18 protein-coding genes and 2 pseudogenes are annotated in these 23,493 nt (G+C 68.9%); 10 read left to right on the top strand and 10 right to left on the bottom strand.

What is annotated here, in order from left to right; all coding sequences use genetic code 11:
- Positions 1-112 precede the first annotated feature (112 nt).
- The 7 genes from araB to OIC96_RS45830 form a co-directional block, all read right to left on the bottom strand.
- Positions 113-1,792 carry a ribulokinase gene (gene araB, locus OIC96_RS45860; protein WP_330302125.1) on the bottom strand — a complete coding sequence of 560 codons (1,680 nt, stop codon included), beginning with the start codon at positions 1,790-1,792 and terminating at the stop codon, positions 113-115.
- A 137-nt stretch (positions 1,793-1,929) separates the two neighbouring features.
- Positions 1,930-3,735, bottom strand: coding sequence for an RICIN domain-containing protein (locus tag OIC96_RS45855; protein ID WP_330302126.1), 1,806 nt, complete (start codon positions 3,733-3,735; stop codon positions 1,930-1,932).
- Between the two features lie 48 nt (positions 3,736-3,783).
- Complete coding sequence (locus OIC96_RS45850; RefSeq protein ID WP_330302127.1) at positions 3,784-5,922, bottom strand: beta-galactosidase; 2,139 nt, start codon at positions 5,920-5,922, stop codon at positions 3,784-3,786.
- Between the two features lie 48 nt (positions 5,923-5,970).
- Positions 5,971-6,906, bottom strand: coding sequence for a carbohydrate ABC transporter permease (locus OIC96_RS45845; RefSeq protein WP_330302128.1), 936 nt, complete (start codon positions 6,904-6,906; stop codon positions 5,971-5,973).
- Positions 6,903-7,847, bottom strand: coding sequence for a carbohydrate ABC transporter permease (locus OIC96_RS45840; protein WP_406501248.1), 945 nt, complete (start codon positions 7,845-7,847; stop codon positions 6,903-6,905). Before OIC96_RS45840 ends, OIC96_RS45845 begins: the two co-directional genes overlap by 4 nt.
- Positions 7,848-7,923: 76 nt before the next feature.
- A complete protein-coding gene (locus OIC96_RS45835; RefSeq protein ID WP_330302129.1) occupies positions 7,924-9,318 on the bottom strand; it encodes an ABC transporter substrate-binding protein in 1,395 nt (464 codons plus the stop codon).
- A gap of 396 nt (positions 9,319-9,714) precedes the next feature.
- Complete coding sequence (locus OIC96_RS45830; protein WP_330302130.1) at positions 9,715-10,788, bottom strand: LacI family DNA-binding transcriptional regulator; 1,074 nt, start codon at positions 10,786-10,788, stop codon at positions 9,715-9,717.
- A 282-nt stretch (positions 10,789-11,070) separates the two neighbouring features.
- Between OIC96_RS45830 and OIC96_RS45825 the strand changes: the two genes are divergently transcribed.
- The gene (locus OIC96_RS45825; protein ID WP_330302131.1) at positions 11,071-11,460 is read left to right on the top strand and encodes a signal peptidase I; all 390 of its coding nucleotides are present in this window, start codon (positions 11,071-11,073) and stop codon (positions 11,458-11,460) included.
- Positions 11,461-11,695: 235 nt separating this feature from the next.
- A pseudogene (locus OIC96_RS45820) lies at positions 11,696-11,842 on the top strand (helix-turn-helix domain-containing protein); the annotation flags it as partial.
- Between the two features lie 243 nt (positions 11,843-12,085).
- Here the strand turns inward: OIC96_RS45820 and OIC96_RS45815 are convergent.
- Complete coding sequence (locus tag OIC96_RS45815) at positions 12,086-12,595, bottom strand: DinB family protein (RefSeq protein WP_330302132.1); 510 nt, start codon at positions 12,593-12,595, stop codon at positions 12,086-12,088.
- Positions 12,596-12,828: 233 nt separating this feature from the next.
- Between OIC96_RS45815 and OIC96_RS45810 the strand changes: the two genes are divergently transcribed.
- From OIC96_RS45810 to OIC96_RS45800, 3 genes are all read left to right on the top strand, one after another.
- Positions 12,829-13,350, top strand: a complete 522-nt coding sequence (locus OIC96_RS45810) for a DUF2199 domain-containing protein (protein WP_330302133.1) — start codon at positions 12,829-12,831, stop codon at positions 13,348-13,350.
- Entirely contained in the window at positions 13,347-13,919 is a 573-nt protein-coding gene (locus OIC96_RS45805) for a DUF6082 family protein (protein WP_330462175.1), read from the top strand. Before OIC96_RS45810 ends, OIC96_RS45805 begins: the two co-directional genes overlap by 4 nt.
- A 121-nt stretch (positions 13,920-14,040) precedes the next feature.
- On the top strand, positions 14,041-15,195 hold the full coding sequence (locus OIC96_RS45800; RefSeq protein WP_330302134.1) for a pentapeptide repeat-containing protein: 1,155 nt from the start codon (positions 14,041-14,043) through the stop codon (positions 15,193-15,195).
- Between the two features lie 220 nt (positions 15,196-15,415).
- On the opposite strand, the gene OIC96_RS45795 is transcribed toward OIC96_RS45800, so the two are convergent.
- The gene (locus OIC96_RS45795; protein ID WP_443058485.1) at positions 15,416-15,592 is read right to left on the bottom strand and encodes a hypothetical protein; all 177 of its coding nucleotides are present in this window, start codon (positions 15,590-15,592) and stop codon (positions 15,416-15,418) included.
- Positions 15,593-15,837: 245 nt separating this feature from the next.
- Between OIC96_RS45795 and OIC96_RS45790 the strand changes: the two genes are divergently transcribed.
- A complete protein-coding gene (locus tag OIC96_RS45790; RefSeq protein WP_330302135.1) occupies positions 15,838-17,907 on the top strand; it encodes a DUF1996 domain-containing protein in 2,070 nt (689 codons plus the stop codon).
- Positions 17,908-18,111: 204 nt separating this feature from the next.
- Here the strand turns inward: OIC96_RS45790 and OIC96_RS45785 are convergent, their stop codons facing one another.
- The gene (locus OIC96_RS45785) at positions 18,112-19,443 is read right to left on the bottom strand and encodes a cytochrome P450 (protein ID WP_330302136.1); all 1,332 of its coding nucleotides are present in this window, start codon (positions 19,441-19,443) and stop codon (positions 18,112-18,114) included.
- Positions 19,444-19,869: 426 nt separating this feature from the next.
- On the opposite strand from OIC96_RS45785, the gene OIC96_RS45780 reads away from it, so the two are divergent.
- From OIC96_RS45780 to OIC96_RS45765, 4 genes and pseudogenes are all read left to right on the top strand, one after another.
- Positions 19,870-20,634 carry an alpha/beta hydrolase gene (locus OIC96_RS45780; protein ID WP_330302137.1) on the top strand — a complete coding sequence of 255 codons (765 nt, stop codon included), beginning with the start codon at positions 19,870-19,872 and terminating at the stop codon, positions 20,632-20,634.
- A 244-nt stretch (positions 20,635-20,878) separates the two neighbouring features.
- Positions 20,879-21,574: an alpha/beta hydrolase gene (locus tag OIC96_RS45775; protein WP_330302138.1), complete on the top strand. Its 696-nt coding sequence runs from the start codon at positions 20,879-20,881 to the stop codon at positions 21,572-21,574.
- A gap of 236 nt (positions 21,575-21,810) precedes the next feature.
- Positions 21,811-22,230 (top strand): annotated as a pseudogene (locus tag OIC96_RS45770) (cellulose-binding domain-containing protein); the annotation flags it as partial.
- A gap of 117 nt (positions 22,231-22,347) precedes the next feature.
- Positions 22,348-23,202: a hypothetical protein gene (locus tag OIC96_RS45765; protein ID WP_406502232.1), complete on the top strand. Its 855-nt coding sequence runs from the start codon at positions 22,348-22,350 to the stop codon at positions 23,200-23,202.
- Positions 23,203-23,493 lie beyond the last annotated feature (291 nt).

Below are 23,493 nucleotides of genomic sequence, written 5' to 3'. Positions count from 1 at the left end.
TCGCCCTACATGCCTTGGCTGCCGGTGAGAAACCAGATCTCCTGGCCGGTGTGCGTCTGGGCTGGTGTCGTCATGACGGGGTTCCTTTCGGGCGTGAGCACACGTGGGTGGCTCAGGCGGATGCCGCTGCGCGGATGCGGCGCAGCCGGTGCATGACCTCATTGGTCCCGCGGCCGAAGTAGTCGTGCAGGAGCCGGTATTCGGCGTACAGGCGGTCGTAGGCGGCGGCTCGTTCGGGGTCGGGCTGGTAGGCCCCGCGGTGGGCCTTGCCCATGGCGTGGGCCGCGGCCCGGATGTCGGGGTACGCTCCGGCGGCGACGGCGGCGTGCATCGCGGCGCCGAGTGCCGGGCCCTGGGCGGAGCCGATGACGCCGAGCGGACGGCGGGTGACGTCGGCGTAGATCTGCATCAGCAGCGCGTTCTTCGTCAGGCCACCGGCGACGATGAGTTCCTCCACCGGTACGTCGGCTGCCTCGAAGGCGTCGATGATGGTGCGGGTGCCGAAGGCGGTGGCCTCCAGCAGGGCCCGGTAGATGTCCTCGGGCCGGGTGGAGAGCGTCAGTCCGACCAGTACACCGCTGAGGTCGTGGTCGACCAGGACGGAACGGTTGCCGCTGTGCCAGTCCAGGGCGATCAGCCCGTGCTCCCCCACCTTCTGTTCGGCCGCCAGCGCGGTGAGGTGTTCGTGGGCGCTCCGTCCCAGGCTCGCGGCCCGCTCCGCGTACTCGGCCGGAAACCCGTTGCGGACGAACCAGGCGAAGATGTCGCCGACGCCGCTCTGTCCGGCCTCGTATCCCCAAAGACCCGGCAGGATGCCGCCGTCCACGACCCCGCACATGCCCGGCACGGTCGCCCGCTGGTCGGAGCTCATCACATGGCAGGTCGAGGTGCCCATGATGGCCACCATCTGTCCCGGCTCCACGGCTCCCGCCGCGGGCGCCGTCACATGGGCGTCGACATGGCCCACGCACACGGTGATGCCCTCGGGCAGCCCCGTCCAGGCCGCGGCCTCGGCCGTCAACGTCCCGGCCGGCGCGCCCAGTTCGGCGATCGGCTGGTCCAGCTTGTCGGTCACGAAGTCGGCGAAGTCCGGGTTCAGCGCCGCGAGGTAGTCGCGGGAAGGATAGGCGCCGTCCTGGAGCTGGCCCTTGTAGCCGGCGGTGCAGGCGTTGCGGACGTACGTTCCGCACAGCCGCCATACGATCCAGTCCGCGGCCTCCACCCACCGCTCGGTCCGGCGGTAGACCTCCGGATCCTCCTCCAGCACCTGCAGCGCCTTGGCGAACTCCCACTCCGAGGAGATCTTCCCGCCGTACCGCGCCAGCCACGGCTCCTTGCGCTCCACCGCGAGCGCGTTGATCCGGTCCGCGTGGCCCTGGGCTGCGTGGTGGCGCCACAGCTTGACGTAGGCGTGCGGGCGGCCGGTGAGGTCGGGCTGTTCGCACAGGGGGGTGCCGTCGGCCAGCACGGGCAGCACCGTGCAGGCGGTGAAGTCCGTGCCGACACCGATCACCTGCTCCGGGCGCACTCCGGCACGGGACAGCGCCTCGGGCACCGCGTGGCGCAGGGCGTCGAGGTAGTCCGACGGAACCTGAAGGGCCCAGTCGAGCGGCAGCCTCGTGCCGTCGGGCAGTTCGCGGTCCAGGACCGCGTGGGTGTAGGCGTGTTCCGCCGTGCCCAGCTCCGCCCCGTCCCGGACGCGGACCACCACGGCCCGCCCGGACAGCGTGCCGAAGTCGACTCCGACGACGCAGGGTTCGAGGTTCGCGCGGTCATCGTGGTCTGTGTTCACGGCTGGCCGTCCTTTCGGTGAGGTGATCGTCGTGGTGGGCCGTCCGGACCTGGCAGCAGGGATGTCGGCGAACGTTCGATCGGGCGAATGAGGGTGGGGGGCCTGGCAGCGAGTGCCAGGCCCCGGCTTCACGGTGACTACTGGACGAGTTCCCAGTCCTGCGAGCCGTCGGTGGCCGCGGTCTGCAGGGTCAGCTGTGCCCCGGTGGACGCTCCCGTCAGGTAGAGGCTCGTGTTCTTGACAGACTGCAATTTGTAGAACCCGTCGCTGGTCTTGACGAGGTTCCAGCTGCCGGTGTCGCTGTTGTCGACCCATTGGCCGATCTTCTGGCCTGCGGTCGCGCTGCCGGTCCAGATGGCCGCGGCCCGGCCGCCCGACTTGTTGAGCAGGGTCACGCCGCCGCTCGGCTCGGTCACCATGTGCCAGTACTGGGTGTCCGCGTTCGCCGCCGAGCCCGCGGCCTCCAGGCGGACGTCGGGGACGTCACCGTTGCCGATGTTCGCGTCGTTGGTCTTGTTGCCGGTGCCGATCACCTGGTCGGTCTTGCGGTTGACCAACTGGTAGTAGGCGCCGTCCGAGTGGCCGAGGTCGGTCTCGGCGTAGGCGATGGTGGAAGTGCCCTGGTTGTTGAGGATCGCGAGGCGGCCGGTGCCCGCCACGTACTGGAGGTCGCGGCTGTAGCCGGCCGGGGAGGTCGTCTGGTACTCCTTCCACGTGCCGTCGCTGCGCCCGCTGTCGTTGACCCAGACGTTGCCGCTGCCGGCCGCGTTGTAGACCAGGCGTCCCCCGGGAAGCCTGATGACGACTGGACTGCCGTTGACCGCGAGAGCGTGGGATCCGCTGTCGAGGGACAGGGAGGTGACGCCCGTGCCCGTGGCGGAGCCGAGGAAGAACTTCAACGGGTTGTCGGCGAGCACGTACCGGGTGTTGACCCCTCCGCCCCAGTACTCCAAGGTCAGGAGCCACTTGCCGTCCGTGGTGCGGACGACGTTCGCCATGCCCGGCCGCCCGCCGCCGATCTCCGTCTTGCCGCCTCCCATGTCCTGGTTCAGTCCGGCGATGTCGACGACGGGGTTGCTCCACTGGGCGCTGGTGCCGTTCCAGGTTCTGTGGGCGAGGATCTGGCCGTGCGAGTCCGTGGCGGTGTCGTTGGCGGGGTCCAGTGTCGGGACGCCGGTGGTCGCGTTGAAGCCGGTGTAGTCGTTCTCGTCGGAGTAGTAACAGACGAGTTGGCCTTTGTAGACCATCAGGTACGGCTCCCAGACGGGGTCCACCTGCTTGTTCGTGTTGGCGGCCGCGATGTTCTGGCCGACCGCGCCCGCGCTGCCGCCCTGCCAGCCGCCGGTCGCGATGACGTTGACGACACTCCACGTCGCACCGTCGTCGGTGCTGGAGTACAGGGCGATCGCCAGGTCCTTGCGGTCCCCGTCGTTCGACGGCGTCCAGTTGGGGTCGGCCGCCTTGTGCTCCTTGTAGTAGTAGTCGTCGCCCGAGACGACGCCGGCGAGGAGGAGCGTGCCCTGCTTCAGGTTCCCGACGTCCTGCGGAAGCGTGTAGAGGTACGGGTTCGTCCAGTTGCTCGTGTACTTGGCGTACTGGGGGTCGCTGGAAAGGTACGCCGGAGCCTTGACCTCGGACAGTGACTGCCAGGTCGTTCCGTGGTCGTCGCTCTTGTAGACGGGGAGGGTCTGCTTGTCGGCGCTGCCCGTCGACGTCACGACGGTGGACTTCTCGAACGACGCGACCAGTCGCCCGCTGGGCAGCTCCGCCGACTTCGGGTAGACCGCGCAGTTGCCCCGGCCCTTCAGGCACGGCTCGCTGCCCAGCTGGTAGAGGATGCCGCCCGTCGGGTCGTAGGCCTGCGCACTGAACATGGGTGTCGCCAGGATCGCGGATGTCGCGGTGAAGATGCCGAGGGCTCGTCCAAGCCTTCTTCGCTGCATGGCCCCTCCTCAGGGGATGACTACGGTGAGGTGCTCACAAGGGGTGGATCAGGAGACGAACACGCGTACGTCCCAGGCGCCGAGGTCCAGCGGCGTGCCTGCGGGGTGGGACGTGCCGTTCAGGGCGTCGGAGAGGTCCGCCGGGGCGGGGAGGCTCACCGGCTCCCAGCTCCAGTTGTGGACGATGTGGACGCGGCGGCCGTCGGGTGACGTGCCGGTGGTCGCGGTGACGGACGCGGGGAGGTCGCGCCACCCGCTGCTCGCGGCCGGGGCCAGCCACTCGGCCAGCGTCCGGGCGAGGTCGCGGCCCGGTATCGCGCCGACGCAGGTGACCCGGCCCTCGCCGTGGCGGCGGGTGGTGACGGCGGGCCAGCGGCCGTAATGCGGGTGCTCGTACGTGGCGAGGACATCCGCGTCGACGACCGTGAGTCCCTCGATCCACTGCATCGCCGTGGCGTCCGCGGACACGTCGAGCGGGCTGCCCGGCACGGCGCGGACCGGGACCTCGCGCGTGAGGTTGCTGAACTCGTCGTACCGGACGCCCGCGGCGGGGACGAGACGTCCGGGGGTCGGCTCGTGGCGCGCCCGTGCCTCGTGGTCGGCGTAGGCGGTGCGCGGGCCAAGAACCAGGTGGCCGCCTGCTCGGGCGTAGGCCTCCAGCCAGTCGAGCGTGGTGTCGTCGACGACGTACAGCGCCGGGGCGACAAGGACGGGGTGGCGCTGGACGGCCTCCTCCGGTGTCATCCCCTCCCGTTCGCCGCGCGGGTCGTGCAGTTGGCGGGCGTGGACGATGCGGACCTGGCGGCCGGCGTCGAACGCGCCGCGGTAGAAGGGGTCGAAGAACCGGTGGTAGGCGGTGGCGTCCGGTTCGCCGTCGGCGGTCGCGAGCGGCGGGTACTTCTGCATCAGCCACTTGCTCGGCATCGAGTAGACCATCGTGATGTCGGCGTCCGGTTCCAGACCGGCGACCAGCGGGCCGGCCGCCTCGAACTCCGCGCCGAGACGGGCGACTTCGGCATAGGTACGGCCGGGCAGGCCGCTGTGCGGGAGGACTCCGCCCCAGTAGGTCTCCGCGCCGAAGCGCAGGGTCTGCCACTGCCAGTACTCGATCATGCGGGCACCGCGGCCGACGAGAGCCCAGGCGGCCTGGCGCCATTGCCCGTCGTAGCCGGGCCGGTTGTCCCACGGAAAACCGATGCTCTGGGCGTTGGTCTCGGTGACCAGGAACGGCTCCTGGCGCGAGGAGAACATCCAGTCGGCGGTCTGGTACATCGACCACACCCCGGTGGTCTTCCACTGCTGCTCATGGGTGTCGGGAGTCGGATCGGGCAGCAGCAGGCCGTCCTGCATGTCGTAGTACGGGTTGCCCGACGCGATGTCGAGGCCGTCCGTCATCTCGTCGTCCTCCACCCCTTGGCGGGTGTAGGAGATGCAGGTGGTGACGAAGTGGTCGGGGCGGGCGTACTCACGGACGATGTCGGCCTGCCAGCCGATGAACTCGGTGACCTGCCGGGCCTGGAACTCCCGCCATGCGACGTCGTACTGGGGCTGTTCGTTGCCGTCAGGCGTCCACAGGTCCGCCCAGGTCGACAGCCGATGGGACCAATACACCAGCCCCCACTCGCGGTTCAGGGTCTCGACGTCCCCGTACTTCTCCCGCAGGTGGTCCACGAAGCGCTGGAAGACACCGCGGTTGTGGAAGAGGTGCAGGCCCGGCTCGTTGTCCACCTGCCATCCGATGACCGCCGGGTGGTCGGCGTACCGGGCCACCATCTTGCGGATGATCCGCTCGGCGTGGAACCGGAAGGCGGGGTGAGTGAAGTCGATCTCCTGGCGGGCGCCCCAGCCGAGGCGCTGCCCGGTGGAGTGCTCTGCGGTGATCTCCGGGTACTGACGGGCCAGCCACTGCGGCGCGGCGTACGTCGGGGTCCCGATGATGACGGAGATGCCGCGCTCGTGGGCGCCGTCCAGCACCGGCTGGAGCCAGTCGAGGTCGAAGCGGCCGTTTTCCGGTTCCCAGGTCGACCACACCGACTCGCCGACCCGGATCACGGTGAACTTCGCCTCGGCCATCAGGTCCAGGTCGGTCTTGAGGCGTTCGTCGGGCAGCAGTTGGGAGCCGTAGGCGGGCGTGTACTCGTGGTAGTACGCGGCGCCGAAGAGGACGCGGGCAGGCAGAGCCGCCATGAAGGGAAACCTCCGGGGAAACGGGGAGTGGTGTGAGGACAGCGCGGGCTACTGCTTGACGCCGCCGGTGGCCAGGCCGCTCTGCCAGTACCGCTGGAGCAGCAGGAAGGCCAGGACGAGCGGGATGATCGAGATCAGGGAGCCGGTCACGACGAGGGCGAGCATGTCGCTGCTGGCTCCGGCGCCACCGTTCTGCGCCTGGGCGGCCCAGGAGGAGAGCCCGACCGTGATGGGGTACAGGTTCGGGTCGTTGAGCATGATCAGCGGCAGGAAGTAGTTGTTCCAGGTGGCTACGAGCGTGAAGAGGATGACCGTCACCAGGCCGGGGGCCAGCAGCCGCAGCGCGATCGTGAGGAAGATCCTGAGTTCTCCGGCGCCGTCCATGCGGGCGGCCTCGATGAGACTGTCGGGGATGGCGTCCTCGGCGTAGATCCGCATGAGGTAGAGGCCGAAGGGGCTGATCAAGGACGGCAGGATGACGGCCCAAGGGGTGTTGACCAGGCCCGCTTTGGCGAAGAGCAGGTAGGTGGGGATCGCCAGGGCGGTGGTCGGGATCATGATGGCGCCGAGGATGAGGTTGAAGGCGGCGCCATGGCCTCGGAAGCGGTACTTGGCGAAGCCGTAGCCGGCCGCCGCCGCGAGCAGTGCGGCGCCGAGCGCGCTCACCCCGGCGTAGAGGACCGTGTTGAGCAGCCAGCGCCCGTAGACGCCGTCGTCCTGGGTGAAGGTGGCCTTGATGTTCGACAGCAGCTGCGGGGCGTGCGAGAACCACAGGCCGAAGCTGTTGAAGAGATCCTGGGTGCTCTTGGTCGAGGCGATCAGCAGCCAGAACAGCGGGAGCAGGAAGTACGCGAGGACGGCCAACATGGCGATCGTCAGCGGGGTGCTGCGCCGGCGGGCCGACGACCGGCGCCGTGTGCGGGCCTCGGCGGGCGGCCGCTTACCCGTCGAAGCCGGCGAGTGTGCGGGGGTCACGGTGGTCATGAGGTCCTCCTGCGGTTCGCGGTGAGCAGGAAGGCGTACGACACGATCACGATGACAAGACCGAGGATGAAGGACACCGTGGCCGCGTAGTTGGTCTGCTGGCTGATGAAGGCGACGGAGTAGGCGTAGAGGTTGGCGGTGTAGGAACTGCTGATCACGTCCGGGGCGACGCTCATCAGCAGCTTCGGTTCGTTGAACAGCTGGAAACTGCCGATCACCGAGAACAGCAGAGTGAGGGTCAACGCCGGGCGCAGCGCGGGGAGTTTGATGGACCAGGCGATGCGCCAGGCGCCGGCGCCGTCCATGGCGGCGGCCTCGTAGAGCTCGGCGGGGATGGTGCGCAGGGCGGCGTACAGGATGATCATGTTGTAGCCGACGAACTCCCAGGTCACGATGTTCGCGAGGCTGCCGAGCATCCAGCTGTCGCTGAGGAAGTGCGGGGCCGGCAGGTGGAGATGGCGGCTGATCTGGGCGAAGGGGCCGAAGTCGGGGCCGTAGAGGTAACCCCACATGAGGGTGGCGATCACGCTCGGGACGGCGTACGGGACGAAGATGCCGAGGCGGATCACTCGGGCGAGGCGGAGCAGGCCGCTGTCCAGGGCGAGCGCGAAGAACAGGGCCAGCAGCAGCATCACCGGGACCTGGATCAGGAAGAACAGGGCGACGCGGCCGATGCCCTTGAGGAAGAGCGGGTCCTTCAGCGCGGTGACGTAGTTGTCCAGGCCGACGAAGGTCGAGCCGCCGATGAGCTTCTCCTGGAAGAGGCTCAGGTAGGCGGCGTAGCCGAGCGGGGCGAGGAAGAGCAGCAGGAACAGCGCCATGAACGGGGCGATGAACAGTGGCCCTGCCGACCGGCGGCGGCGCGTGCCACCGCGCCCGGGGCGGGTCGGCCCGTCTCGGCGCTGGCCCTTGGGGGAGGCCGCGGCTGTGGCAGTCATCATCGGGCCTTTCTGAGGGGTGGGATCGGGGGTGGGGGACGGCCGGGTCCCACGCCGCGGCGCGGGACCCGACAACCCGTCAGGAAGTCTTGACGGTGAAGCCCTGGCTCTTGGCGTAGGTGGTGAGCCGCGTCTGCCATGCGCCGAGCGCGCGGACGGTGTCGGACTTGCCGGCGAGGGACTTGCCGACGGTCTCGGTCCAGTCCGTGGCCACCTGGTCGAGGAACGGCGGCCACTGGAAGGAGGGGTTGACCGTGCTGCTGACGTCGGCGAAGACCTGGTTGACCTTCTGGCCGCCGTAGAAGGACGGCGCGTCTCCGACGAACTCGGCGTCCGCGAGCACGGCTTTCGTCGCCGGGAAGAAGAACTGCTCGGTGGCGAACATCTTGGCGCTGGCGGGGTCGCTGTTGAGGAACTGGGCGAACCGGGCCGCCGCGATCGGGTTCTTGGTGGAGCGGATGACCGCGGTCGTCGAGCCGCCCCAGTTGCCCGAGCTGGGCTTGGCGGCGTCCCACTGCGGCAGCGGGGCCGCGCGCCACTTGCCCGCGGTGGACTTGGCCGAGCCGGAGAGGAAGGCGGGCCCCCAGGCGGCGGTGAGCCAGGTGGCGTACTTGCCCTTGTTCAGTCCGGCGTACCAGGAGTCGGTGAAGTCCGGATCGACGCCGATCACGCCTTCCTTCGCCAGTCCGCCCCAGTACGCGCCGAGCTTCCGGGAGATGGCGTCGTCGACGCTGATGGCGATGTCGCTCTTGCCCGAGGTCACGTACGGCTTGGCGCCCGCCTGCCAGAGCAGGCCATGCCATGCGGCGGCCTGGTTCGCCGCCAGGTTGGTGAGGTACACGTCCGGATCGGACTTGTGGAGCCTCCGGGCCGCGGCGGCGAACTCGTCCCAGGTGGTGGGCACTTGGATGCCGTGCTTGTCGAAGATGTCCTTGCGGTAGAGCATGCCCATGGGCCCGGTGTCCTGCGGGATCGCCCAGACCTCGCCCTTGCTGCCGCTGACCTGGCCCCAGGTCCAGTCGACGAACCGGCTCTTCAGCGCGGAGGCGCCGTAGGGCCGCAGGTCCAGCAGGCTGTTGGTGATGGTGAAGGTCGGGATGGCCTGGTACTCGATCTGCACCATGTCCGGGGCGCCGCTGCCGGCCTTCAGGGCAGTGCGCAGCTTGGTGTACTGCGGAGTTCCCTGGCCGGCGTTGACGACCTTGACCTTGATGGCCGGGTACTTCTTCTCGAAGAGCGCGACCTCCTGGGCGATGTTCGGGACCCAGGTCCAGAACGTCAGCTCGGTCGGGGTCTTCATGGCCTTGTCGATGTCGGCCTGGCTGACCGGCTTGGCGGACGTGGCGGACGAGCCGCCCGAGTCGCCGCCACCGCAGGCGGACAGTGTGCTCGCAAGCGTCAGGGCTCCGGTCGCGGCGAGGAAGCCACGACGGTTCAGGGAGGCCGAGGAGGAGGCTGTGGAATATCTGGACATGGTGAACTCCGCAGTGAGGCGTAAGGGATCCGCGCGCCGGGCGACGGCGTGCTGAAGGGATGCCGGGAGGAGCGTTCAGGCGTGAGGAGCGGGGCAAGGCCGGCGGGACGAACGCATTTCCTCGCGGATCCCGGGGCCGAGCACGTCACGCTCGTTGACCGAAAGGGGGCTCGCGCCGGTGAGGGCGTGAGAAGGGGCGCCGGCCTGGGCGGTGATCGGCTCAAGCGGAGGTGCCCAGGCCGCGGCTCTGGTGAGTGGGAGGTGCGGCGACCTGATGCAGGTGGGTCGGCTCGCTCACTCGAGTACGGGTGTCGTAGCAGGTGGGAGGGGTGGACGGGCTATGAGTGGGCGGAACTCCCCTCGTGGTCGGGGCCGGAGAACGGGGTTCTTGCGGAGTCAGTCGGTGGTCCGTCGGCGTTCCGGGGTCGTCCGGTTCGGCGGGGGTGCGGTCGACTCGCGGACGACGAGGTTGACCGGCGGGTTGTCCACCGGTACCGGGTCCGCGTCCGGGTTCTCGATGGCGTGCACGAGCAGCTTGAGGCCGTCCTGCGCCGTCGCGTCGAACGGCTGTCGGACCGTCGTCAGGGGCGGTGTCACATAGGCGGCGACCGGGATGTCGTCGAGTCCGACGACACTGATGTCCTCCGGTACGCGCCGGCCGGCTTCCAGCAGTGCGCGGATCAGACCGATGGCCATGTCGTCGTTGGCGGCGAAGACGGCCGTCACGCTGTCGTCGGCGGCCAGCCGGCGACCGGCCGCGTAGCCGGAGGCGGCCGACCAGTCACCCTCGATGACGGGCGGTTCCCGTCTGCCGTGCGCGGCCAGCGTCGCCCGCCATCCCTCAAGACGGTCCCGGGCGGCGTACCAGCGTTGGGGACCGGCGAGGTGATGGACGGTCGTGTGCCCCAGTTCGAGCAGGTGCTCGGTGACGGCCTGGGCCAGCTGGTGGGAGACGAGCCCCGTGGTCACCACGCGGGAGGCGGCGAACGGCGGCGGTGCGCCGAGGATCAGGACCGGGACCTCGACGCGGACGGAGAGGTTCGCGCCGCCCTCCTCGTCGATCGGCTCGGAGATGACGATGCCGTCCACGCCCTGATCGAGGAGCGAGTCGACGGCACCGGCGATGCCCGCGGCGTCGCCCTCCATCGTGTTGACCACGCGGAGCGCGTAACCGGTGTCCCGTACGGCGCGTTCGACGCCCATCAGCAGTGAGGCGGGCCCGTACAGGGCCGTTCCGAGCGTCACCACACCGATGGTCTGGGTCCGTCCGGAGGCCAGCGCCCGGGCGGCGTGGTTCAGCCGGTAACCGAGGGTGTCGGCGGCTTCCAGGACACGTCGGCGTACGTCGTCGGAGACGTACTGCTCACCGTTCATGACCCGGGACACCGTCTTCTGCGAGACGCCCGCCAGACGCGCCACGTCGATACTGCGCGGCGCGGTGCCTGTGCTGCGGCCTGTCAGTCGTGCCATGGGCGCCTCCTGATCTCCGGCAGGTGACAACGCGGCCAGTTCCCGCCTGACTGCGCTGCCATGACTGCGCAGACATATCTACGCAACGGAACGAGACGCGTCAAGGGATTGCGCAACATCTCTGTCATCGAGGCGCGCTGTCGAGTGGCGGCGGCCAGGGTGCGAGGCTGCGTCCGCCGCGCACTGCCAGAGCCGGATGGTGGGGAGTTGGGACAAGGGCCGGCTCGGGCACCGCCTCGTGGCGGATGGCGCCTGCGAGAGCGGTTGCTAGCATCCCGCAACGTGAACGACAGCGTGTACGTGGGCAATGCGGGCAAGGACGCGCCACTGGACCGGGGGTGGCTACTCGGCCATTTCAAGGACGTCGACGATCCTCGTCACAGCGAGGCCGTGGAGATCAAATGGGGCGTCCATCCTCGCGGCGACGAGCGATTGCAATGGGTGAGAGGCGAAGAACGCACGGCTCTCCTGGTTCTTGTCAGCGGCCGCTTCCGCGTTGAACTACCCGGCCGCAGCGTTGTTCTGCAAGAGCAGGGCGATTACGTCGTGTGGGGCCACGGAGTCGACCACTCGTGGTTCGCGGAGGAGGAGTCGGTGGTGCTGACCGTCCGGTGGCCGTCCGTGCCCGGCTACGCGGTGACGGAGAAGGACCGGGCGCGACTGGAGAACTGAGTACGGAGGTCGGTCCGCGTGGGTTCCAGCGTGTGGACCTGCGACACCATCGCCCTGCCTCGACCGGAGGCGCGGCCGGCTGCCGATGTGGCCGGCGGGAGTGGCGACGGACACTCAGCACGCACACCCGGAGGGGTCACGGGGCTGCCGCAGTGAAGAACATGGCACGTGAGCAGCACAGCGGTGGCAGCGGCGGTACCGAGCTGGGGCGTTTCCCGCGCGCCCGCCGCTCCCGGTGACACCCGACGACGTCGGTCTGCCGGTCAGCGGAAGGCTGCGCCGCACGCCCGGCCTGCGCCGCGAGGAAGTGGCCACCCTCGCCGGGATCAGCAACGACTACTACGCACATCGCGAGCACGGCACGGAGACCCGCCCCAGCCCCTCCGCCATCGACGCCCTCGCTCGCGCTCTTCGCCTGGGCGACGCCGAACACAAGCACCTGCGGGACCTCGCCGCCCGTGCCGACGGGCAGCCGGCCGCACCGGCGGCCGTGCCCATCCCGTCCGTGCCCGCCGGCACCGAGCTGCTCCTGGAGAGACTGCGTCCCAACCCCGCGTACGTGGTCGGCCGCACGCGTCCACAGCGACAACTCGGACTGCACCGGCGATCGGTGGCTCCTGCGGACTCAGGCCCCCACGGTCCCGTCGACACCCTCACGCAGGAAGTCCGCGTGTCCGTTGTGGCGGCCGTACTCCAGGAGCACGTGCACCATCACCATCCGCAGCGACACCTCCTCCTCCCATCTTGGCTGATACCCGGCCAAGTCCATGGACTCAGCCTCCCGCTCGATACGGCGCGAGTTCTCCACCTCGGCCTCCCAGGCTGCGAACGCCTCGCCCCTGGTCGACGCGCTCGCGTCGTACGCCGCCTGGAAATCGATCTTGTCGGACCAGACCATGGGCGCGTCGTTGTCCTCGAACACCCGACGGAACCAAGCACGCTCGACCTCCGCCATGTGCCGCACCAGGCCCAGCAGCGAGAGCGTCGACGGCGGCATCGACTGCTGTCGCAACTCCTCGTCGGTAAGCCCTTCGCACTTCATGGCGAGGGTCGCGCGGTGGTAGTCGAGAAAAGCCCGCAGCATGTCGCGTTCGCTGCCAAAATTGGGCGGTCCTATGCGGTTGTCGCTGGTCACTGACCGTGCTCCTCATCCGTGCCTGCATTCGGGGCCAGTATCCACTCCCGTCGGCCGTCCCCATGCGAGTGCCGCCAACCGGATCTGACTGTCACCACAGAGGTCGCCGGTCACAGGAGTCAGCAAGGCTCATCTCGGCAGGAGCCCTGCGGGCCACCGCCCGGCAACCGTCCGGCCCAGCCTGCCGTCACCCGTTCGGATCGGTGGTGCAGCACGTCGCTAGGGTCCCGGCCATGGCTAACGATCTCGGCTTCACCTGCTCCTGCTGCGGCGAACACCACGCAGAACTCCCGATGGGGTTCTCCACCATGGCGCCCGACGTCTGGTCCGAGAACTTTGCAGACGATTCCGCCAGCATGCTCTCCTCCGACCAGTGCATCATCAAGAACGAGCACTTCTTCATCAGAGGCCTGATCGAGATACCCGTGATCGACAGCGATGACGCCTTCTCCTGGGGTGTCTGGGTCTCCCTCAGCAGGGACAACTTCGCCCGTGCCCTCGACCTCTGGGAGGCACCCGGCCGAGAAGCCGAACCCCCCTATTTCGGCTGGCTGACCACCGAGTTGGGGCTCTACTCCCCCAGCACCACCAACCTGAAGACGCACGCTCACACGCGTCCTGTCGGCCGGCGTCCGTTCATCGAGCTGGAGCCCACTGACCACCCCCTCGCGGTCGAACAGCGGACCGGCATCACCATGGACCGTGTCCGAGAGATCGCCGAGGCGGTCCTGCATCCCAAGAGCAGTAACGCCTGACCTGGCATCGCTCCGCTCTACTGCGGGCTGCCCGCCTGTCCCTGAGCGTTCAGAACCGGCAGGCCAGGGCGGACCAGGTCCAAGGGATCCGCAGCTACTACCTTGAGCTGGTCCGCCTGGAACTTGACGACATGCCACTCTTCCAGCCCGTTTGGGGCGACACCGACATCGTCGATCCTCACGAGCAGAAGCGGCATGTCTACGCCGACCTCATGATGAACTATGCGTGGATGGGCTTCGAGATCGGGACCATACGCGAGAGTCTGCTGCGGGACATGCTCGCCGGGATGTTCACCGGAGAGGCCGGGCGGCACTACTGGAGCAGAGCCCACACCTCGTGGATCGCCAGTTCGTCCGGAAGCCGCGTCGGTCGTCGCTTCCTGGCCGTTGTGGGCGAGGAGCATGCTCGGGCTGTCGCTTCCGGACCGCCGACTCGCTCGCCCCTCGCCTCCCGTCCGCCTGCCGTGCCCGGTGCGGGGGCGTCGCCCGCGTTGCGGACATCGGTGGGCGCGTTGATCGGCCTGGGCGCCGGCCTGGCGCTCGGATCGCTGGTGCGCAGCCGACGTTAGGGGTGCCGGTCGCATGCGAGATGATCGCAGTGTGGCTCGTGTAGTTGCGGAACTCCTCAGTACTGCTGCTCCACTTGGTGCATCTTGATCGCTTTCTGAGGTGCGTCTAGGCTCCCGTGCCATGGGGGAACCGGACCACGGCCGTCGGCCGTGGCGCGAGCGGCCGGGCGGTCGTCGTGCGGTCGCGGCACTGCTCGGGGCGGTGGGACTGGCCGTTCTGGGAACCGTGTTCGTCGTTCTGCCGGGTGTGGTGGTCGACCACGATCTCGCCGGGGCCGTCGTCACGCCGCAGGATCGACTGAAGGCCGTGAACGACGTCCGGACCACTCTCCTGCAGGTGGTCGGCGGCCTGGTGGTGCTCTTCGGCGCCTATGCCACCTGGCGGCAACTTCGGGTCAGCCAGGATGGCTTGCGTGCTACCCAGGAGGGCTACGTCACCGACCGGTTCAGCCGGGCCGTCGATCAGCTCGGCAGCGACAAACTGGATGTGCGCGTCGGCGGGCTCCACGCGCTGTGGCGGGTCGCGGAGCAGTCCGCTCGTGACCGCGAGGCCGTCATCTCCATCCAGGCCGCGTATCTGCGGACGCACCTGCCCTGGCCGCCCACCGGGCCGGAGGCGCCGGCGGCGGACGTGCCCATCAACGACATTGCACCGTTGGAGGCCCGCGCCGCCGACTCGCAGGTGGCGCTGACCGGCCTCGGCGTGCTGTGCCAGCACCGGGAGCAGTCCTGGGTCAATCTCAGCGCCACCGACTTGCGACGGGCCGACTGCGACGGGCTGTGGCTGCCCGAGGTCAATCTCGACCGCTCCTGCATGGAGGCAGCGGGCCTGTACCACGCCAACCTGACCCAGGCGTCCCTGGTCTCGGTCAACCTGCGGCACGCCGACCTCAAGACCGCGATCCTCCGCCGGGCCCGCTGTGCACTGGCCGACCTGCGCGGTGCGCGGCTGGCCGAGACGGACCTGCGGGACTCCGACTTCACCGGGGCCGATCTGCGCGAGGCGAACCTCCGCAAGGCAAACGCGCGCGGTGCGATATTCCGCCGGGCCGACCTGCGCCTGGCCGACCTGCGCGGCACCGACTTGAGCACGGCCGACCTTCTCCAGGCGCGCCTGACCGGCGCCCGGGCCAGCGCTCACACTCGCTGGCCCGCCGACTTCGACCATGCGGCCGCCGGCGTCGTCGTCACCGAGGACCCCGGCCCTGAGCCCCCGCCGCTGCTCCAGCCGCCGGGGATAACGGCGCAGCACCCCCCGCTGCAATCCATGCCGTGACGCCCGGACAGAGGAGCACAACCGCTCGCGCCGATGAGGCGGTGCGGTGGGACGAACTCATCTGGTGAGGGCTGGTGTGCCATCTCATGACGTTGGTGCCATGAAGGAGGACATAGGTGTGCCCAGCCACAGTGGGCCGGGAGGCGGGTGACGGCTGAGTCATCGGTGAGTGCATACGGTCGCGTACTCGACCGTCCCGCGAAGCAGGCGGCTTCCCGCTTCACGCCCACCCCTGCGCCGGGACTCGGGGGCCGACCCGCTCAGCGATGAGCCGCCGGTAGTTCGGGCACTGGGTGACGTCCTCGTGCTCGCAGTTCAGGCCGCCCTCGATGAGTTCCAATGAAGCCCGGGCCGCCGCGATTCTCGATCGGAGCGCCTCGGCCTCGGGCCGCAGCATCTCGTGCCGGGTGGCGCGATCAACGGTGGCGGCCAGCCGGCCACACCGGGCGCCCCGCCTCAACGAAGCACCGGCCTGCGGGGGATGAACGTTCGCGTATGACCTGCCCATTGGTCGGGCGTCGCCTGGCCCCCGGATATGAGGCTGCTGTGAATCTGTGAGGCGGTTGAACGCGACTGGGCTCATCTACGTATGGGACGGGGGATTTTCATGCCTGGCCTGCTACGAAGCGTAGGAGCACACACGTGAGACGCAACACACGCAGACGGCCCACGGGTGCGCGTCGTGCGACATTTGCCGCAGCCGCGCTGATATTGGGCGGAGGTGGGCTGGTAGCGGTCAACGTCTACGCTTCAGCGACGGAAGGCAGCTCGAGCGGCGCGCCCAGCCAGCAGGGGAACCCAACTGGCAGTAACCAGACCAAGGCATGGGGAGCCGCCACAATCGACTGCCCGGACGTGGGCAGCCAACTCACGGAGGTTCCGCAGCAAGCGAGGGCGGACACCGACAAGCAACTCGCCCTCCTCGACGAGCAGATCTCCGAAGCGTATGCCCGACTGGCCTCGACGCAGCAGGCACAGGCGGAGGATGCGAACTTCGTGCAGAACTCGATCCTCGGCCCGCTGAACGAGAAGCGGGGCGCGGTCATCGAGCGCATCAAAGCCGGCTTCAAGGGCGCGGGCGCCGAGGCGCCGAATTCGCTCGACGGTCTCGCCTCTTGCACCGCGGTCCCCGCCGACCCGGCCCAGAACAACGCAGGTGGCCAGAGCGACAACGGCCAGCAGCAGAACAACAACGGCGATCAGAACAACGGGCAGCAGGGCGGCAACGCGAACGGTGTCAGCAGTCCCGTCGCCGCGGACTTCGTGGACATCACGACAGTTCAGCCGAACGTGCAGCCGAAGCCGCGCAGCGGCGGCGACGCCTCGACCGGCACGTTCACCAGTTCGTGTGGTGTGAACGCCAACAAGAAGTTCAACACCGACAACGTGATCGTGGCGCCCGGTGTCGCCAACGGCGCCCACCACCTGCACGACTACGTCGGCAACCAGTCGAACGACGGGTTCGCCAGCAACGACGATCTCGCCAACGCCTCGACCACGTGCCAGAACCAGGGCGACAAGTCCACGTACTACTGGCCGGTGGTCCGGCTGCAGGACGGTACGCAGGAGTTCGACGCCGACAAGAACGGTGGCGGCCTGGAGGGCAACGTCGGGAAGGTCCTGCAGGCAAAGCAGGCGCAGATCGAGTTCATCGGCAACCCGCAGAGCAAGGTCGTCGAGATGCCGACGTTCCTGCGCATCATCACCGGCGACGCGAAGGCGTTCATCAACGGCACCGCGAACGCCAACGCCCACTGGAGCTGCACCGGCTTCGAGGACAAGGTGCAGTTGACGGACAAGTACCCGATCTGTCCCCAGAACAGCAGCGTGGTACGGACGTTCGCCTTCCAGAGTTGCTGGGACGGTCAGAACATCGACAGCGCCAACCACCGCGCGCACGTTGCCTTCACCGACGCCGACGGCAACTGCTCAGGCGGCTTCAAGGCGATTCCGCAGCTGACCATGCGGCTGGTCTACGACGTACCGGCGCCGACCATCGAGAACGGCCAAGTGAAGAACCCGTACGCCGTGGACGGGTTCCCCGAGCAGCTGCACAAGGCGATCACCGACCACGACGACTTCATCAACGTCTTCGACGCGTCCCTCATGCGGGAGATGGTGGACTGCATCAACTCCGGCCGCCAGTGCGGCGACGGTGCAGGCGGTGGCGACGACGGTGACGGTGCGGGCAGCAGTGGCGGTGGCGGTGCAGGCGACGATGGCGGTGGCGGTTCTGGCACGGCTGAGCCGTCGCAGGACGAGCCGACACCGAGTCCTGACGCCTCGTCCGGTGGCGACGAAGCGACGGACCCCGGCACCCCCGCGGGCACGCAGACTCCGCCGCCCCCGACCAGCACGCGGGGCACCGAACCGGCAGGCGGCGGCTCGGCCACCGGCGACGGTGGTGTGGTACCCAAGGCGGACACGAAGCCCTCGGCCGCAGGAAGCGACGCGGCCGCCACACCGCAGGATGGCACGGACGACGACCACAGCAGCGAATCGTCCCACCCCGGGCAGACGCCGGCCTCAGGTGTAGATGCTCCGTCCGCGCAGGCGACGGCGCAGAGCACGTCGCAGGCGCAGACCGAACCGCAAGCGGTTACGGGCGATCTGGCCAACACCGGCACGAACCTGTGGCCGGCCGCGGCCGGAGGGATTCTCGTGATCGCGGGCTTGGTGCTGCTGCGCCGTATCAGACGCGGCTCCGTGTGACCCAGTGGCGGGTGGCCGGCCGCCACCCGCTGGGTGGGATGGGCACTGGCTCGGAAGAGCTCCTGCACTGATCGGGAAGGGGAACAGCGCGCTGAGGCAAGGCAGCCGATGTCTTGCCTCCGCGTCGCGACGCCCATCCCACCGCTCCCCAGCCGGATCCCTGGGCTCGCGATCCTCTCCGGACCGTTCCCCGCATGGTCCGCTTCAGGTGAGTGGCGGTGCCAGGGTTGCGGGGGTGGGCCCGTCGGGGCGGACGGTGATGCCGTACACCGCCTTCGTCGGGGTGGAGTGGAAGGCCAACGTGTGGACCGGCAGCAGATGTTCGAGCAGGACCGTCGATTCGCGGAGCGCGAATTGCAGACCGAGGCAGGCGCGGGGACCGATACCGAAGGGGAAATAGGCGCCCGGGTGAGTGGGCCGGCCGTCCGGGGTGATGAAGCGCCGGGGGTCGAAGTCCTCCGGGTCTGGCCACAGTTCGGGATCGCGGTGCGTGAGGTACGGGCAGACCAGGATGTCGGTGCCCGCCTTGACGGCGTAGCCGGCAAGGGTGTCGTCCTCGGTGGCGTGGCGGGGCAGGATCCAGGCGGACGGGTAGAGCCGGAGCGTCTCGTGGACCAGCGCCTGGATGGCCTGGCGGCGTTGCGCTGAGCCTTCGCCGCCGACGGCAAGAGCTTCTTCGCGTGCGGCGGGGTGCCGGTCGAGGAGCAGGTAGAGCCAGGTCAGGGTGGTGGCGGTGGTCTCGTGCCCAGCCACGAGCAACGTGACCAGCTCGTCGCGGATCAGCCGGTCGGTGTACTCGGGGCGCTCAGTGGCGGCGTCGATCAGGACGTGCAGCAGGCCGGGGCCGTCGGGGCCGGCCGCCCCGCTGCGGGCGGCCTCGATGGCGTGCTGGGCGACCGCATCGATCCGGGCGAGATCGGCGGCAACGGCGTCCTGGGCGTCGGTGACATCGGCGGGCAGAGTCGGTAGGGCGGTCGCCACGGCTGCCACGGCGGCCAGTTCGCGCTCGGTCCCTTCGTCGAGAGGGTGCCCGGTCAGGGAACGCCAAATGGCGTCCAGGGCGAAGCGGCGCAACTCCCGCCCGACATCGAGGGTTTGCCCGGTACGGGCGTACCCGTCCCAGCGCCCGGCGGTGGTCCGGGCAGCCTCGGTGATCCGCTGCTCGTAGCGGCGCATGCCGGTACCGGTGAACTGGGACTGCAGCAAGCGGCGTTGCCGCTTCCACGCCGTACCGGTGGCGGCGAGGACGCCGTCGCCGATCAGCACACGGGCACGGTGGGAGCGCTTGACGTACCGCTCCGGGTGCCGGGCGAGTACGTGCTGGACCGCCTGCGGGTCGGTGACGAGAACGGTGGGGGCCGGCCCGAGGCGGAACGCGGCGATGCCGCCGACCCGCTCGCGCACCTGGAACAGCAGTTCAACCAGTTCGCCTCCCCCTGATCGCCACCGCTCCACGACTCCAGGCTCGGCTTCGGGAACCGGCCGCCCCGTTCCGGGAACGTACGGAAGGGAGCCGAGACTGGCTTCGGTGTCCATGTTTCCTCTCCTGGTCAACCGCTGGGCTTGGCCGTAGCGGAGCGCCGGCACCACGGACTGTACGGGAGCGGGCACATCAGGTGACAGTCCGCCTCGGCGCGGGAACTGCCCGGGCATCGCCCGGATCCCGCCACCCCCGCGCCGTGCAACCGCACGCTCCAACGGCGGGCGTACCCCTTCCACTTGGTCTCCTCGAACTGCTCCCAGGGCCTGTCCGGAGCTCTGGTCACGCGCCAGGGAAAAAGGGTTGGGCGAGGCGATGTTCGCGCTGGTAGCTTGCAGACGACCGAGACACCGCCCGAGGAGGTGAGACCCATGAACGCTGTATTCGTTTGGGTGCTCCCCCTGTTCGTCACGGTCGGGCGATTGACGTAGGTGTCGCCGGGAGCGCCGCAACAACAAGGCACTCCCGAAAGGCAACAACCTATGCATTCTGTGCAGTTCACTGCGGAGACATCGTCGAACGGTGTCCTCGAACGAGACTTCACCGTGGGCGAGCTCCCCGGCGTGCTCTGGTCACCCGCATCCGGCGCCGATCGCGCGCCCCTGGTGCTGATGGGCCACGGCGGCGGCACGCACAAAAAGGCACCGGCGATGACGGGCCGTGCACACCTCCTCGTGACCGGCTGCGGCTTCCACGTCGCCTGCATCGACGCGCCCGGGCACGGCGACCGGCCGCGCACAGCGCACGACGAGCAGGAGATCGCCGTGATGCAGCGGGCGATGGCGGCGGGTGAGCCGGTCGGCCCGATCGTCGTCCGCTACAACGCCCACCTGGCAGAGCGCGCCGTGCCCGAGTGGCAGGCGACCCTGGACGCCCTCCAGGAACTGCCGGAGATCGGCACCGATGGGCCGGTCGGCTACTTCGGCCTGAACATGGGCACCGCGATCGGAGTGCCGTTGACGGCGATCGAACCCAGGATCACCGCCGCGGTCTTCGGTCTCTTCTGGCCCGATCCCCTGGCCGAAACGGCGAAGCGGATCACCATCCCGATCCAGTTCGCGCTCCAGTGGGACGACGAGCACATCCCGCGCCAGTCCGGTCTCGCGTTGTTCGACGCCTTCGCCTCGAAGGACAAGACGTTGCACGCCAACGCTGGCCGGCACAAGGAACTGCCCAGGTTCGAGGCCGACAGCGCGGTCCGGTTCTTCGCCCGGCACCTCGGCCGAGCGGTCACCTCGCCGGCCTGACGTGAGCGGTGGCGGCGTCCGGCCTGCCAGCGGGACGCCGCCACCGCGGCCCGGGTCGAGACCGCGCATCCACATGACGGATCCACGCAACTGAAGCCCCGCCAGGACACCGTCTTCCTCGCTGCCAACAACGAAGGGTGTGAACGGCCGTGGTGTGGCGGCGCATGGGCTTCTTCGAAGCGAAGCGTTCTGCTGTCGGCCAAGACTGTCGCGGCTCCGATGACACGGGCGACAGGATCGTCACATGCAGCCGACCTTCGTTCTCGTGCACAGTCCGTCCGTAGGTCCCTCGACCTGGCACCCGGTGGCCGAACACTTGACGGCGGCGGGACACCGCGTACGGGTGCCGTCCCTGCTGCACATAGGCGCCGGTGCTCCGCCATTCTGGCCCCGCATCGTCAATGCCGTCCGCGACGACCTCCGGCAGGTCTCGGCCGGCAGTCCCGTCACCTTGGTGGCCCACAGCAACGCAGGCTTGTTTCTCCCGGCGATTCGCTCGGGCCTCGACCATCCGGTGACCAGCTCGGTCTTTGTCGATGCCGCGCTGCCGGCCCTGATCGGACCAACCCCTGTTGCCTCACCCGAGTTGCTGGAGTTCCTCGGCCCGATGGCTGTGAACGGCAGGCTGCCACGCTGGACCGACTGGTGGGACGAGGCAGACGTCGCACCCATGTTCTCTGATCCGATGGTGCGACAGACAGTCATTGAGGAGCAGCCCACCCTGCCGCTGTCCTACTACGAGCAGCACATCCCGGTCCCCGACGGATGGGACGACCATCCCTGCTCCTACCTGCTGTTCGGCCCTCCGTATGACGACCCTGCCGCCGAGGCACGCGAACGCGGCTGGCGCGTGGCACACCTGCCCGGCGCGCACCTCCATCAGATCATCGATCCTGCCGGCACAGCCCGGCATCTCGTCGAACTCGCCACTGCGACTTGATCCACTTCCGACAGGCACCCCAATAGCAAGGCGACGAGAAGGTGATTCTCCTAATCCGGCCACGACCCTCGACGGCCAGGTGTACCAACAGCCCGCGAACAGAACCTGCCTCATGAGGCCGCCCGACCGGATCGTCTCGACCAGTTCGGCGACGGGTTGCAGGCCGATGGCAACCAACCTTGCCTGGGCGGCCACTTAGGTCTGACATCCCGAGACCTTCCCGAAGGATCCACCTCATGAGACCGCCCCGTACGACCCACCGCCTGCGCAAACGCCTCATGCGCCCGATCCCTGTCGCGGTCGCCGCCACACTCGTGGCGGCGACCGGTGCTCTGGTGCCCATGCTGGCGAACGGCGCTGAGTCCAGTTGCAAGGTGGACTACCGCGTGACCGGCGAGTGGGCCGATGGCTTCCAGGGGGCCGTCGAGATCGCCAACTCCGGTAAGCCGCTCGCCCGTTGGAAGCTCACCTTCGAACTCGCCGGCGGCGAGAAAATCACCCAGAGCTGGAACGGGTCCTGGACCCAGTCTGGTACGACCGTCACGGTGAAGAATGTGAGCTGGAACGGCTCGCTGGCCACCGGAGGCACGGTCTCCACCGGATTCGTGGGATCGCGGTCCGGCGCCACCTCGGTGCCCGGGTCGTTCAAGCTCAATGGCAAGGCCTGCGACTCCGGCGTGGACTCGAGCCCGAGTGCCGGTTCGACCGTCGCCCCCAGTTTCAGTGAGTCCAGCTCCCCCACGGCCACCCCGACCGCCGCGGCCACGCCGTCGGTGACCGCCACCCCCAAGGCCAGTACTACGGCCACCCCCACCGCCACCGCCACCGCCACCGCCTCCGCGGCAGCCACGGCGACGGCGACGAGCGCGGCCGAGTGGAACCCGCCGTCCGGCCTCGTCACGCCGCTCGGCCAGGTCTGGGACCACATGGCATCGACGTACCCCGACATCTACGGCTTCAAGAATTACGGCTTCGACCAGATCATGGCCAACAAGGGCAGCATCAACTACTGCGTCCGCTGGGACTCCGACAACCCGGTCACCGCCACCCTCCGCGACCGGATCGAGTCCACCCTGCAGAAGCAGTTCGGGAAGTGGATGGCCGCCCTCACCGAGGACGGCAAGGGCTACAACCAGTGGCCGTACGCCAAGGTCTCGGTCAAGGTCGTCGGCTGGGCCGTCAAGGACCGCTCCACCCTGAAGTGGACCGATGACTCCGTCGACATCTACGCCGGCAACCTCGACGAGGGAGGCGCCCCCCAATGTGCCCCGCCCTGCGGCCGGTTCTTCCACCAGGACGGCGACTACTCCCAGTGCCCCGGCAAGGAAGAGCACCACTACGACCAGTCCCTCTGGCTCACCAAGGGGATGGGCTTCGGCGGCGCCGGCGGTGACTGGGGCCAGCGCGTCGACCAGGAGTACTTCACGGACGCCCTGGACGAGGAGAACCTGCACATCTATCTTCACGAGGTCGGCCACACCTTCGGCCTGGACGACTTCTACGACTGGACCCCGACAGGCGTCGGCGGCTTCATCATGAACGCCGGCAGCGCGACGGAGATCACCGAGTTTGACAAGTGGATGGTGCGCGACTTCTGGCGCCACATCAAGAGTCGTTACGGATACTGATCCACGCCCGTCCTCCGGGAGTGTGAGGGGTGGCGGTCCGGGATTCGGACCCCGACAGCCATCCCTGACACGTGGGAGTCGGCCGTACCGAACAGCGGCCGGTGGTGCGGGCGCAGTTGCTCCGCGACTGCTGCGACTGCTGCGACTGCTGCGACTGCGAACTGGACAGTGAGTTGAGCCCCATCACTCCAGCCGTTGCCCACTCCGGTCGGCAGCACCTTCACCGACGCGCTGGTCAGCCCCGTACGGTCCGCGCATGTACGCAGCAACACCGCCCCCGGCACGAGCCGC

Source organism: Streptomyces sp. NBC_00775, assembly GCF_036347135.1.
Lineage (GTDB): Bacteria > Actinomycetota > Actinomycetes > Streptomycetales > Streptomycetaceae > Streptomyces > Streptomyces lutosisoli.
The sequence above is the reverse complement of the archived record's forward strand: the minus strand, read 5'-3'. Positions and strand labels throughout refer to the sequence as shown.